This window comes from Treponema sp. R80B11-R83G3, from assembly GCF_054786115.1.
In genome coordinates this window covers 1-13,012 of record NZ_BDHF01000041.1, presented here as the reverse complement: position 1 = coordinate 13,012, position 13,012 = coordinate 1, and the positions used below count along the sequence as shown (strand labels likewise).

Here is a 13,012-nt window from a genome sequence, read left to right as displayed (position 1 = left end):
TGGGGTAAGGCACGATTAGCAACGTCCTTATAATCCGCTTGTATTTTAAATCTTCAAAAAGCAGGGCGATCAGCATGCCAAGGGCAAAACTTATCAGCACTGAAAAGAGAGAAAACATAATGTTCCAGATAAAGATGCCAAATACCGGCTTTAAATAACCTTTATTTGTTAAAAACCTGCTGTAATTTTTCCATTTTATAGACATAAAAAAGCCGGGGGTGAGAGTTTTACCCGATTGTGAGGTATAGGTTCCAATCACATTCTTGTAAACCACACCGTCTCGGTTATCGGTAAACGTATCTTCGGCGGTATTATAACTGTAGAGCGGCAATTGAACGGATGCTTCCTGCATGGAAATTATTTTGACAACAAACGGGGGACGCCCAAATTCCAATTCTCCAAGCTCTTTAAAATTCTGCATGATTTCCGCCGGTTTCATTTCCGTATAACCGTCTATTTTTAAAGGCGGTTCCCTGAAGTCCCTTCCTTCAAGAGAACCGCCGGGCTTTATGGAAGAAAAGTTGTCATCCTGCTGAAGTAAAAGCAAATAATCTTTTCCCTTTCTGTAGGCGGTCCATGCCCAAGAACCGCCGTCATCAGGGTTGTACATTTCCTGTGAAAGCCGCCTTATAACTTGAGCTTTTGTCATAAGATGACCGCCGCTCATGTTTGTATAGGAAAGGTAAACAGTATATAAAATGGGGTACACGGTAAACAGTACCGCCATAACCAATCCGGCGGCAAGCCAACGCCAAGGAGTAAGAGAAGTGCGAAGCATGATAAGAGTAACAAATAATGTCGCTGCGCCTACAAATATCGCAAAAGCGGTAAAACCATCCCTTAAAAGCCGGAACATGAAGTAACAGCCAAAGAAACAAAAAACTGCTGTTCCGGCAATTTTTAAAATCTGCTTTATCATTTGTTCAAAATCTGAGATTTGGCATTATCTAACGCGGCTTGCGGCGTTCTTTCACCGGAGAAAGCCAACGCTGCTGCGGCGACCCATGCGTCCCAAACTTTACCCATTTCAGGAATTGACGGCATTGGCACGGCTGCTACGCCGGCGGCGTTAAATCCTTTGGTATCGTTATCATTTGCGCCTTCAAATACTGACTTCCATGCGGAAGGCCTCTGTTCAGCTTGGAATATCGCTTTATAATTTTCTTCTCTAGCCATAAAATCAACCGCGAACGATTGTGCCAGCAGTTTGCGCGGGCTTGCGGAACTGATAATCATGCCCTGGACTCCCAAGAAAGGATTGCCCGCCGGTCCGCCTTTTTTTGCGGCTGGGAATTTGGCGATTGCATAGGGTACTTTAGCTTCTTTAAAACGATTTAACGCCCAAGGGCCTGTCATACAGAAAGGCGCCTTGCCTCCCTCAAACAGCACGTGAGCGGCATCCCAGTCAATGTTTTCAGGAATCAATTTCTTTTTTACTTGGGCTGTCATCCAATCCAATCCCGCCACAAAGCCGGGACCCGCCATAAGCACATTTGCCCCATCAAGGCTGCCGTCGGCCTTTTTCCCGAAAATCGACCCGCCAAAACAGTCATATATGGGGTACGCGTTGTAAGTAGCGTCGGGAAGGCCCATCATAACTTCCGCTTTTTTATCCTTAATAAGGTTTTGAGCTATGGTTATAGCGTCATCCCATGTTTCAGGAGGAGTGGACATCATGGTAGTATTATAGAAAAATCCAATATTTTCCACCGCCAAAGGAACGCCGTAGAGTTTTCCGTTATAGTTAAACCCTTCAAGCGCCGGCGCCAGATAAGAACCCTTTTTTGAGCCAAGGTTTATTTCCATTACCATGCCGTTTTCAACCAAAGACCCCAAGTTATCGTGGGGAATAATGGCTATATCAGCGCATTCGTCCCCGCCTGAGGCCAGCAGGAATTGGTTACGTATCTGCCCCAGATCAACCATTGATACTTCCACCGGTACGCCGAATTCGGCTTCAAATTTCTTGCCCAGTGTATTAAGTATCTCAACACGGCCAGCGTCGTATACCCAGAATGTGAGTTTCTCCGCCTTTTTTGCCTCTTTTTTGGTGCAGGATACCATAGGAACCAGCATCAAAACCAACAGACAAACTGAAAAAATTCTGATAAGTTTTTTCATTTGTTTCTCCTTAAAATAATAAAGTTTTGGCTGCAACTCCAAATTTTAACATTTTGAAATCGCTTTACCTTTTTTATCAACGCGTGTTATCAACGCGTGTTGATAATTAATAGTAACGTATAAATTGAAAACTGTCAACAAAAAAAATAAAAATATTTTTCTTGCTTTTTCGTGACTTCCGTTGTAAAATACGCACTTCCTTACTCCATCTTGAACAGTTTGAAATCGTCCCAACCGCCCCAACCGCCGCCAGCGCATTTTACCGTAAAGCCAACGGTTACGGAACCCTGCTTGTCTAATTTAAAATTAACAATAGCCTGCTGAAAGTTTTTATAACCTTCCAATTTTATATTCGCGCGCTCATAAAGCGATCCGGCTTGCGCAAAAATAAATAATTCCGCGTCAGGTCCGCCTTTATCTCCTTGCAGATAGGCAGTCAGCATATATGTGCCAGGCTCCAAATCTGAAATGTTCTGCGTTACCGTAAAATCCAGCGGCTTATTATCCCAAAAATGGAAGCTGGCTTCACCTGAGCGGGCATCTGCCGTTCTCCGTTCAATATGGCCGTCGGATGTGACTGAACCGGAAACATTCCACATTTTCATATTTGGGTCTTCAAAATCGCCGTTGACAATGCAATTTTTTAACTCGATGCTCAGGTAACATTTTATAGGCTTACCGCCTGTTACTCCGTCAATGACATAATCGCCTACTTTTTTCACCGCGTCTAACTGCGTCTTGTCCCATGTCACAGGCACAGCTTGTTTACTGCCGTCCGCGTACACCACGCTGACCGTTTCCGGCAGGACTCGCGGATCGGTCAGTAATTGCGTGATTTCAATATCAGGTATCGCGTCTATAAAATTTTCTTTCATGGACGCGCCATTTTTAGCGTACTTAAACACGTTTAAAGACGGCAAAGGATTACCCTTGAAGTCAAACAGCGCCTGGTTATCTACCGCGTTGCCGCCGTACCACATGCCGGCATCTTTTGGATCATACTCGGAAGCGTAACTTGTCGCCCAACCGCTTCCAAACTGTTCCCATTTGGCGGGGTTGGCGTTATAATCGCTTCCTACCGGTATCCACGCCGGTTCCCAGTAAAACACGCCTATTGCGCCGACATCCGCCGCCGCAGAAATAACATTCCGCAGAGACTTCGTCTGCCCGTAGACAGAAAACGGATACGGCTGGCCGCGCGGGTCGGTCATTGTATTATTAAACCCGTCACCGTCTTCCTCAGTATAGACGTAGGCCGTTTCGGCAATCAGCACCTCCTTGCCATATCGTTCTTTGACCATGAGCAGCTGGTTTTTCAAATTTTCCAACGTCCCATGCCAATAGGGATAATACGAACTTGCGAATACGTCATAGTCAACATTAAAGTTCTTTAAATACTGGGCGTTATTTACATATCTCCCTTGTTCGGGGTTGGCAAAATGAACGGCGATTTTAATCTTTTTATTGTATTTACGGACGGCCCTCGCCCCCGCGTTCATCAGTACTGAAATGTTCATCCATTTGGTTTCTCCGCTCATAGCGTTGTTGGTCTCATTGCCCAACTGCACCATGCCGATATTCCCGCTCTTCCCGATTTCCTTAAGCGCGTCGGTTGTAAACTGTTCCAGCGCGACGGCTTTCTGTTCTACGTCCATATTAGCCCAAGCCTTGGGAACCATCTGTTTGCTGGGGTCAGCCCAAAAATCGGAGTAATGGAAATCGACAAATAATTTTAACCCGTACTTTTTCGCGCGAGATGCAATCGCCGCCGCGTTTTTGACATCGCAATTTCCGCCGCCGTAACTCCTGCCCTTGCTATCATAAGGGTCATTCCAGACGCGCACCCTTATGTAATTCACGCCCGCTTCGGACAATGTTTTAAAAACATCCTGTTCTTCGCCATTAAAACCATAAAATTTCACGCCGCTGTTTTCCAGCGCAAGAATGGTGGATACGTCCGCTCCGAAAATAAAATCTTTTGGCAAATTTGGCACGGCCTCAACAAAAATCTTCGCGTTATTGTCCTTCGGCACGGAAACATTTTTAGGTTTCAGCGACTTTGACGAACAAGCAGTAAACGCCGACATTAGAATAACAATCATTATTAATGAAAAAATCTTTTTCATATTAACATCCTTTCCTTATTATTTAGTTATCTTATTATATATAATTACATAACTTCCAGAAACGGTATGCAAACCAAATGAAACGCGTCTTTTAACGCCATCATCACTGCGCGGGAAAGAGCAAGCCTTGCCTTAGAGAGAACAGGATCATCGCAATTAAGAATTGGACATTCGTGATAAAAACGGCTGAATGACTTGGAAAGGTCATAGAGAAAACCCGTTAAATGTGAAGGATCAAGTTCTTCAGCCGACTCTCTTATCTTAGCCGGATACGCCGCCAACGTTTTAACAAGCTCCCACTCAGGATCAGCCACCAACAAAGAAAACCCATTCTGCTCATTGCTCATTGCTAATTGCTCATTGCTAATTGCCAATTGCTCATTTTTACGCAACATTGAAGAAATACGCGCCCCCATGTACTGCAAATAAGGGCCGGTATTCCCTGTAAATGAAAGCGATTCTTTTGGATCAAAAAGCATATCTTTAACGGGATTTGGCTGGAGCAGAAAATAATGCAGTGCGCCAAGGGCGATTTTCTCCGCAACTTCCAACGGGTCTCCTACTTCCTCTTCCCTGCCCTTTTCGCGAATTTCAGATAACGCCATATCGCGCAGGGAGTCAATTAAATCGTCGGCGTCAACTACGGTTCCTTCACGGCTTTTCATTTTTCCTTCGGGAAGATTAACCATTCCGTAGGAAAGATGATGAAGATTCTTTGCCCAAGAGTAGCCTAATTTTTCCAGTAAAATAAAAAGAACTTTAAAGTGGTACTGCTGTTCACAGCCTACTACATAGATCATCTCGTCAAAAGGCCAGTCTTTATAACGGTTAATCGCGGTTCCAAAATCCTGCGTAATGTAGATCGACGTGCCGTCACTTCGTAAAAGTATCTTTTTATCGAGTTTTTCTTCGTTAAGATCGACCGCGACAGAACCGTCTTCCTGACGGAAGAAAATCCCTTTTTCAAGCCCTTTTAAAACTTCATCCTTGCCAAGCATATAGGTTTCGCTTTCAAAATAATATTTATCAAATGAAACGCCGGTTCTCTTATATGTTTTTTTCATCCCCTCAATCGCCCAACCGTTCATTTTTTTCCAGAGTTCAACGGTTTCAACGTCTCCCGCTTCCCAGTTACGCAATAATTCTTGCGCCTTTCTCATCGACTGAGTTTGCGCTTCCGCCGCGTCTTTTTCAACGCCCGTCTTTATCAATTCTTCCGCTTCTTTTTTTAACTCCTTGTTGAAACACACGTACCAATCGCCTACAAAGCGGTCGCTTTTTACGCCCTCGCTTTCCGGCGTTTTACCCTGCCCATATTCTTTATACGCGAGCATCGACTTGCAAATGTGAATGCCTCTGTCGTTTATAATGCAAACTTTTCTAACTTGCGCTCCGCAAGCCGCTAAAATGCGCGAAATGCTTTCACCTAACACATCGTTTCGCAAATGTCCAAGGTGAAGGGGTTTATTAGTATTCGGGCTTGAAAACTCAACCATTACCCTCTTTCCCGCCAAATTGCCGGGTCTTCCAAACGAAAAATCATTTTTACAGTCCTTAGTAACCTGTTCAAGTATTGCCCTTGCCGTTTGGGCGCGATCCATTTTAACATTCAGATACGGTCCCTGCGCCTGTACTTTTGCCGCGGATTTTTCTTCAATAAGAAGCTTTGAAAGTTTTTCCGCGGCCATTTGCGCGATCTGCGGCGGCCCTTTTCGCAGTATTTTTGAAAAACTGAACATCGGGAACCCAATGTCCCCTAATTCGGGGTTTGGCGGATCTTCCGCCGTGACTTGATCAGGTTTTATTTTCTCATCAATACCCGCGTCATTTAATACGGCGTTAATAGCCGACGTTACTTTTATTTTCCATGATTGTTTAAAGTCGTACATTTTATTTACGATAATACAATAACTCAAAAAAAAATAATTTTCAATATCTTCAAATTATTAAATATTCAAATATAATATTGAAAAAAGTTGAAAAATAGGTATATTTTAATTATGTTTGCATTTGTTTTTATCATGCTTGTTTCGGGAGCTGATATATCCGCCGAACCGCTTCCCAAGTGGTATTTGCCTCTGAGAGACGCAATTTATGAACAAGAGTTGGCTGCCAATGAAATTTTTCCATTATATAAAATCACGTCTGAAAAGGCAAAAACCTCCCTTTCCGGCGCGTCATTATATGTTATGCTTTCCCGTTGTGAATACATGATGGGCAGGGCGTATCAATATGAAGAAAAAAAAGACAAAGCCGCAGTTTGCTATGCAGAAGGGATTAAATGGGCACAGAAGGCTTTGGAAATACAGGCCGGAGCCGAAGCATACCAGATGTTAGCTGAGCATATATCACAATCATGCGCCGTTAATTCCACGTCTTACGCTATGGCTAACGGATTAAATGTTGAAAAATATTCAAAGAAAGCGCTTGAAATCGACAAAAAAAACGCGGCTGCGCGAATAATGCTCGCCGCAAGATGGGTATATCCCCCCTGGCCTTTATACGATTATAAAAAAGGCGTAGAAATGATGACTGTCATTCCGCAAGAGTGCAATTATGAAAAAGATGACCTTTTTAACGTATATATAGCTATTGGGTACGCGTATGTACAGCAAAAAAAGTTTTCTCTGGCAAAACCCTGGCTTTTAAAATGTTTGGAAGTTTATCCGACAAATAAATTCGCGCAAACTTTGCTTGCAAAAACATGATAACGGAAGGAACAAAATGTTAAACACGCTATCCGCGTTTATCAGCCCTTATTACTATAACGCGCTGGTTTTATTAGCCGCTTATTTTTTTATTTTATCCCTTGCAAACCACTATGAAATGTGGAGATTTACCCGCGGGCCTGAAATTTATGACGGCCCCTTTGTTTCGATTTTAATCCCCGCAAGAAACGAGGAAAAAAATATTGAAAAATGCCTTAATTCGCTTATTAACCAACATTATAAAAATTATGAGATTCTTGTATTGGATGACAATTCCACCGATGACACAAAAATAATCCTTGACCGTATTTCTGCGGAAAATGCAAAGGTAAAAGTGTTTTCAGGAAAACCTCTTCCTGAAGACTGGTTTGGCAAACCTTACGCGTTGCAACAGCTTTCGGCTCACGCGAAAGGCGATATACTTGTCTTTACGGACGCCGATACAATACACAGTCCCGCGAGTATTTCATGGGCGGTTACAAACATGGATTATTTAAAAACCGATATGATCTCAGGTTATATAGGACAGATTTTTATCACATTCGGAGAAATTATAACCGTCCCTTTAATGTTTTTTTTAATAGGTTTTGTTATTCCGCTTTTTTTAAACCGTTTTACAAAATTAAGTTTCTTTTCAGCGGCAATAGGTCAATTTATAGTAATCAGGCGTGAAGTATTTAACGCGATTGGAAGATGTGAGTCATTTAAGAAAAAAACAATCGAAGATATTTATTTATCACGAATTGTCAAGAAAAAAGGATACTCTACCAGTTTTTTAAATATTTCCGAGTATGTTTTTTGCAGAATGTATGACGGCCACCGCAGCGCAATAGAAGGCATCGGAAAAAACACCTTTAATTTTCTTGGCAAGCATACGTTAGTTATTTTTTTGTGTTTAATCTGCGTTGTTTTCTTTTTGTTTTTTCCGATGCCCTTGCTTATCGGCTGTATTATTACCAGTAGCCCGTGGACATTACACATTTTATTTGTAAACATTCTCTATACTTTAACATGGTTATTTATGTTCCTTGGGCTAAGGTTAAACTGGTGGTACGGTTTTCTTTGGCCTTTATTTTATTTAAATTTAGTTTATATGGCCGCATGGTCATGGTTTAGAACAATTTCCGGCAGGGGATTCATCTGGAAGGATCGTAAGGTAACCTGATGCCGTATAAACATGGACGACCTGTAATAAATTTATCTTTTATTTTCAGAACTGCCTCTTTATTGACGTGTCTTTTAATTATTCCAATCGCCATGTTGATTAATTATCTGATGTTTTTTACCAGATATAAAAACCGTTTTAAAGTTTACGGTATCCGCAAGGCGATTACTGTTTCAAATCATACCACGTTTTTGGATCCAGCAAAAATAGGTTGGCTCACATTTCCGCGCCTGTCATTTCATACCATGCTGGAATCTACCGTTGAATCTCCGTTTTTAGGAACTTTTACCCGCCTTTTAGGCGGGGTTCCCATACCGCGCGGCATTACCGGTTACCGCAAAATTGTAGAAGTTTGCGATAAAGCGTTTAAATACCGAAGATTTATGCATTTTTATCCTGAAGGCGAATGTTTTTTATATAATCAAAATATTAAAGAATTTAAAACAGGCGCGTTCAGAATCGCGTCTGAATTAGATGTTCCGGTAATACCTATGGTTACCGTTCTTACCAAAGGCCTTTTCCGCCCCTGGTCTTTTTGGGGCAGTACTCTGCCAAATGAGACGTTAATAATACTTGATCCCGAATACCCTTCCCGTTATGTGAAACGCGACGAAAGAGGCGAAATAACGGCGGATTCAATACGCGAATTCGCGCAAACTGTCCGCCAAAAAATGCAGGCGGAAATTGATAAGCGCGGCGGATCTTCCGTCTTTTACCGGGGGCAGATGAAACGGATCAAGGGTGTTAATGATTAAATTATTCCAAAAATCTTCACACGAAGATCACGAAGGTACAAAGATCACAAAGGGGGATAAGAAGTTTTTGTCCTAAGGTTATATATGAGCTTCATGATAAGATAACGGACAAGAACCTCTGATTCTTCTTTGTGATCTTCTCTTCCTTTGTGTTCTTTGTGAGAAATTATTTTGATATTATTCTTTTTTCCAAGCGGTCTTTTCTGCGTTCAAATTCATTGCGCCAGTTTTCGCTTATTTCTGTTAATTGCAGGGCTTTTTTTACGTATTCCATCGCAAGGGCGGAGTTCTTTTGCTTTCTTTCGCTGTCAATAGCCAGCGCGTTTAATATCGCGGCTTTTATGTTTAGCGGGCATTGAATATCTTTCTTTTCTGCAAAGCGTAAAAGTTTCGCGCATGTTTCCTGCAAATCAGCATACTCATAACGCCTGCAAAAAATACGCCAGTAAAGGGCGAGCCTTCCTGCGTCATAATCGTATTTTGCGTTAAAAGGATCTTCGGCTATCATAATTATTGACTCTAAGATTGAGGCAAGTCCTTTTATGTCGGACAGATTATGATCGCAAATACCCATTAATCTGCCTGTTTCGCCTGTTTTAAGAAACTCAAACCAGATTTCAGGCGCAAGTGAGCCGTGAATATCATTTGTACGGTCAAGGCCAAGAATATTGATTTCAACCGACTTTTGCGAGCAGTCCTGAATAATATTTTTCCAAAGCCGCCTTGCCGGATGAAGCAGATCAACATGCGGATATTCAGGCGGTTTTATTCTGTTTATAAGACACCTTGCTTTTATTATCTGCGAGTCAAAACATTTTCCGTTGTATGTTACGATTACCGCTTTTTCCTTATTCAATTCCGTAATTACATTTTGCAAGAAATCATTCTCACCCGGATAGTCCAAGAGCAGATATTGCGTTATGCGCATTTTTCCATTTGAAAGTACTTTTCCAAAAGCGGCAAGAAACGCGATTGTCCCCGCCGAGCCGCCATAAAGCCCCGATGTTTCCAAATCGAAAAATAGAAAGTCCTCTATTTTTGGCAATACCCTGCCCGCCAAATCGGGGACAAGAACAGCCAAAGCGGGCGGAAGGACGGATTTTTTAAATGGCGAAGGCGCGTTAATTTCTCTTTTTAGCGTTTTAAAACCGCACTGTTTCCAACCAAGATTTATCAGTTTTGAACAGTCTTCATTTGGAGAATTACATGGCAGGTCATCAGGCGGAGAGTCAAGTTGGGATTCAAATTTTCTAATTTCTTGTATTCTTTTGAGCCTTTCACGCAGATTTACCGCCATTTTCCCCTCTATGGATTTATTTTATCATATTGTACAATGTCTTTCATGCCGCTTGGAAAAAAATTTTTTAACCAGCCTACCGTCGAGCTCGCGAAAGCGCTTCTTGGCAAATATCTTGTTTTGGGCGATTTAAAAGGTATGATTGTCGAGACCGAGGCGTACCTTTACAAAGACGATCCCGGCTGTCACGCGAGCAAAGGCAAAACCGTCCGCAATGCGCCCATGTTTGGTCCTGCCGGAAATACCTATGTCTATTTAATTTACGGAATGTACCACTGTCTTAATATCGTAAGCGGCAAAACAGGCGAAGGCGAGGCCGTGCTTCTTCGCGCGCTTGAACCTGTCGAGGGAATTTCTGTTATGCAAAAAAGACGTAAAACAAAAAAGGTGGAGAATTTGTGCAATGGGCCGGGAAAGCTTACGCAGGCGTTTGGCATTACAAAAAAGCACAATAATTTGTCTTTGATTGACGGGCCGTTATATGTTTTTGATAACAAGAAAAATTATGAAATAGCGAGCGCTACGCGCATTGGTTTGTCGGTGGGAAAAGAATTGGAATTACGGTTTTTTATTAAAGGGAATGGGTTTGTGTCTAAGGCGCGGTAAAGATTTTTTTGGAAAGATTTCTCACTAAGAGCACGAAGGGACAAAGAACACGAAGAGCGATGAGGGGGTTGTTGTTCAATAAAAACAGAACTTTCATATTGTCAATTTTATTGTTTTGTTATAATATGGATATTAGGGGGCAAAATGCTAAATACTGAATGGGAATTTTACGAGAATAATCGAGACGAACTGGTAGAAAAGTACTGCGGAAAATATATTGTCATCTCCGGAGAAAAAGTCATTTCTGCATACGATGATGAAAAAATAGCTTATCGAGAAACAATAAAAAGTATTCCCCTTGGTTCTTTTATGATTCACCATATAACTGAGGAGGAGGAAGTTTTCCAGCTTTCACCTTTTGCCAATGTCTAAAGTTAAACATTTTGCTTTCAAACAAGACAACCAGTCTCTCTGCTTTCGTTTATTGACTGAAGCCCATATATTTAATATTTCCACAGATTCTGCCAAAAAAGGGATAAAAATTACAGCACTGTGGGATACTGGAGCAACCGGGTCTGCTATTACTCCAAATTTAGCTCAAAAGATGAACCTTATTCCTATCAATCGTGTAAAAGTTACCGGCGTTAACAATACAAGTATTGTTGATGTAGCAAAGGTATCTATCGGTCTTCCTAATAGGGTTATGGTTGATGAAGTAAATGTAATGATTTGTAACTTAAATCAAGGCTTTGATCTGATTATAGGTATGGATATTATTTTACTTGGCGATTTTTCAATTAGTAACGGAGGAGGTAAGACTTTATTCTCTTTTGCGATTCCGCCCTTTGAGAAAAAAACAGACCATTACGAAAAAGCGATTGCTCTTAATAATAGAAATAAAGTCTAATTTGGGCTTCTAGTGTTCCGTAAAAAACAGACAACAAAATGTCGCATTCTTGATTTTATTATTTAAAAGCATAAGTGCAGGTAATTATGATAAAAATGAATGATTTACAATCCCTTTTCTTCATTTTTTCATATATTTGCCAAATAGGTATTTTGTAATATGTATTTTACAGAACACTAGACATCTATTATTTACTTCTTTAAGAAATCAGTTTTATGTTCCAATGAATGACTGTTCTTTATAACATACTAATTTTTTTGTCCATACTTATCCCATAATTGTTTCTTGGGTTGCATTTGCGATATGCCATGCCAATACTGGCGGAACGGCATTACCGATCTGCCTCTCTGTCTCGCGTAATTTTGCCTGAAAAAGAAATGAATCCGGGAAAGATTGAATTCGGGCGGCTTCACGCATTGATATGCGGCGCGGCAAAGTATAATGAAATTGAATATTTCCGTGACATTCAGCGCGTATGGTATAACCGGGTCTATTTGCAATTAATTTTCGGTTTCCCTGTTCCGTACTTTTATTTGCTTTGCTCCATATATGGCTGAATGTGTCGTTTTCATTAAGTTCTTCAAGGTCTCCTATAGCCTCTTTGACGGTAATGGGCTTTTCACATACAGGCATAGGATGTGCAAAATTTGAAATATCTTTTCTTGTGCCTACAATAAAAACACGCTCGCGCGTTTGCGGAACGCCAAAACCTGCGGCATCATATAACTTATATGTAATGTTATATCCAAGCGAATTAAAATCACTTAATATTTTTTTTAATGAGTCGGCGTTTGATTTTAGTAAAAGTCCTTTGACATTTTCTGCAATAAACATTTTTGGTTGTATTTTTTTAACTGTTTCTATTATTGACGTATATAAACAGCTTCGCTTTCCTTTAACCCCCTGCATTTTGCCGTTTATTGATATATCCTGACAGGGAAAACCGCCAATAACCACACCCGCATACTGTGGCAGCGTATTAATTTTTTGCTGAATATCGCCTTCAATGATATGGTTTCCAATATTTTTTCGATAAGTATTACAGGCTGCGGTATTAATTTCATTCGCCCAAATAATTTCAAACTTGTTTTTTTTATATTTTTTTCCTAAAAACTCAAATCCGCCAAGAAAACCCAAATCCATGCCGCCACAACCGGAAAATAATGAAATAATGGTTATAGCCGCTTTTTTGTCCATGTATTTTCCCCTCTAAGCCTATTTTATGCGGTAAAATACTTTTGCACAAGTGGGAATTTTTATTATTATTTGCATTCTTAGGTTTATGGTGGATTTTGTGTCTAAGGCAAAGTAATAATATTTTTCGAAAGAGATCTCACCAAGAGCACGAAGGAACAAAGATCACAAAGGGGGGATAAGGATACTGTTG

Annotated in this window: 12 protein-coding genes; 6 read left to right on the top strand and 6 right to left on the bottom strand. The window is 41.0% G+C overall.

Annotated elements, in window-relative coordinates; translation table 11 throughout:
* The 4 genes from ACYVRH_RS07650 to argS all read right to left on the bottom strand — a co-directional run.
* On the bottom strand, positions 1-919 hold a 919-nt coding region (locus ACYVRH_RS07650), incomplete at its 3' end, for a hypothetical protein (RefSeq protein WP_461256338.1).
* Positions 916-2,121 carry a sugar ABC transporter substrate-binding protein gene (locus ACYVRH_RS07645; protein ID WP_461256337.1) on the bottom strand — a complete coding sequence of 402 codons (1,206 nt, stop codon included), beginning with the start codon at positions 2,119-2,121 and terminating at the stop codon, positions 916-918. The genes ACYVRH_RS07645 and ACYVRH_RS07650, both read right to left, overlap by 4 nt.
* 200 nt (positions 2,122-2,321) lie before the next feature.
* Complete coding sequence (locus ACYVRH_RS07640) at positions 2,322-4,247, bottom strand: glycosyl hydrolase 53 family protein (protein ID WP_461256336.1); 1,926 nt, start codon at positions 4,245-4,247, stop codon at positions 2,322-2,324.
* A gap of 44 nt (positions 4,248-4,291) precedes the next feature.
* Positions 4,292-6,136 (bottom strand): arginine--tRNA ligase, encoded by a 1,845-nt coding sequence (gene argS, locus ACYVRH_RS07635; RefSeq protein WP_461256339.1) that lies wholly within the window; start codon positions 6,134-6,136, stop codon positions 4,292-4,294.
* A gap of 111 nt (positions 6,137-6,247) precedes the next feature.
* Here argS and ACYVRH_RS07630 point away from each other — a divergent pair, with 111 nt between their 5' ends.
* From ACYVRH_RS07630 to ACYVRH_RS07620, 3 genes are read left to right on the top strand one after another with little or no spacing between them, the layout of a single operon-like run.
* Complete coding sequence (locus tag ACYVRH_RS07630; RefSeq protein ID WP_461256335.1) at positions 6,248-6,955, top strand: tetratricopeptide repeat protein; 708 nt, start codon at positions 6,248-6,250, stop codon at positions 6,953-6,955.
* Positions 6,956-6,971: 16 nt separating this feature from the next.
* Entirely contained in the window at positions 6,972-8,120 is a 1,149-nt protein-coding gene (locus tag ACYVRH_RS07625) for a glycosyltransferase family 2 protein (RefSeq protein WP_461256334.1), read from the top strand.
* Positions 8,120-8,875: a lysophospholipid acyltransferase family protein gene (locus ACYVRH_RS07620; RefSeq protein ID WP_461256333.1), complete on the top strand. Its 756-nt coding sequence runs from the start codon at positions 8,120-8,122 to the stop codon at positions 8,873-8,875. Before ACYVRH_RS07625 ends, ACYVRH_RS07620 begins: the two co-directional genes overlap by 1 nt.
* Before the next feature lie 166 nt (positions 8,876-9,041).
* On the opposite strand, the gene ACYVRH_RS07615 is transcribed toward ACYVRH_RS07620, so the two are convergent.
* A complete protein-coding gene (locus ACYVRH_RS07615; RefSeq protein WP_461256332.1) occupies positions 9,042-10,172 on the bottom strand; it encodes a ribonuclease H-like domain-containing protein in 1,131 nt (376 codons plus the stop codon).
* Between the two features lie 45 nt (positions 10,173-10,217).
* Between ACYVRH_RS07615 and ACYVRH_RS07610 the strand changes: the two genes are divergently transcribed.
* From ACYVRH_RS07610 to ACYVRH_RS07600, 3 genes are all read left to right on the top strand, one after another.
* Complete coding sequence (locus tag ACYVRH_RS07610) at positions 10,218-10,778, top strand: DNA-3-methyladenine glycosylase (protein ID WP_461256331.1); 561 nt, start codon at positions 10,218-10,220, stop codon at positions 10,776-10,778.
* A 144-nt stretch (positions 10,779-10,922) separates the two neighbouring features.
* The gene (locus ACYVRH_RS07605) at positions 10,923-11,150 is read left to right on the top strand and encodes a DUF5678 domain-containing protein (protein WP_461256330.1); all 228 of its coding nucleotides are present in this window, start codon (positions 10,923-10,925) and stop codon (positions 11,148-11,150) included.
* Positions 11,143-11,625: a retropepsin-like aspartic protease gene (locus tag ACYVRH_RS07600; protein WP_461256329.1), complete on the top strand. Its 483-nt coding sequence runs from the start codon at positions 11,143-11,145 to the stop codon at positions 11,623-11,625. Before ACYVRH_RS07605 ends, ACYVRH_RS07600 begins: the two co-directional genes overlap by 8 nt.
* Before the next feature lie 267 nt (positions 11,626-11,892).
* Here the strand turns inward: ACYVRH_RS07600 and ACYVRH_RS07595 are convergent, their stop codons facing one another.
* Positions 11,893-12,822, bottom strand: a complete 930-nt coding sequence (locus ACYVRH_RS07595; RefSeq protein ID WP_461256328.1) for a DNA cytosine methyltransferase — start codon at positions 12,820-12,822, stop codon at positions 11,893-11,895.
* Positions 12,823-13,012: the final 190 nt, after the last annotated feature.

Coding starts and splice junctions, on each gene's coding strand:
- ACYVRH_RS07610 (WP_461256331.1), top strand. CDS start 10,218: ATGCCGCTTGGAAAAAAATTTTTTAACCAGCCTACCGTCGAGCTCGCG.
- ACYVRH_RS07615 (WP_461256332.1), bottom strand. CDS start 10,172: ATGGCGGTAAATCTGCGTGAAAGGCTCAAAAGAATACAAGAAATTAGA.
- ACYVRH_RS07595 (WP_461256328.1), bottom strand. CDS start 12,822: ATGGACAAAAAAGCGGCTATAACCATTATTTCATTATTTTCCGGTTGT.
- ACYVRH_RS07625 (WP_461256334.1), top strand. CDS start 6,972: ATGTTAAACACGCTATCCGCGTTTATCAGCCCTTATTACTATAACGCG.
- ACYVRH_RS07620 (WP_461256333.1), top strand. CDS start 8,120: ATGCCGTATAAACATGGACGACCTGTAATAAATTTATCTTTTATTTTC.
- ACYVRH_RS07640 (WP_461256336.1), bottom strand. CDS start 4,247: ATGAAAAAGATTTTTTCATTAATAATGATTGTTATTCTAATGTCGGCG.
- ACYVRH_RS07605 (WP_461256330.1), top strand. CDS start 10,923: ATGCTAAATACTGAATGGGAATTTTACGAGAATAATCGAGACGAACTG.
- argS (WP_461256339.1), bottom strand. CDS start 6,136: ATGTACGACTTTAAACAATCATGGAAAATAAAAGTAACGTCGGCTATT.
- ACYVRH_RS07645 (WP_461256337.1), bottom strand. CDS start 2,121: ATGAAAAAACTTATCAGAATTTTTTCAGTTTGTCTGTTGGTTTTGATG.
- ACYVRH_RS07630 (WP_461256335.1), top strand. CDS start 6,248: ATGTTTGCATTTGTTTTTATCATGCTTGTTTCGGGAGCTGATATATCC.
- ACYVRH_RS07600 (WP_461256329.1), top strand. CDS start 11,143: ATGTCTAAAGTTAAACATTTTGCTTTCAAACAAGACAACCAGTCTCTC.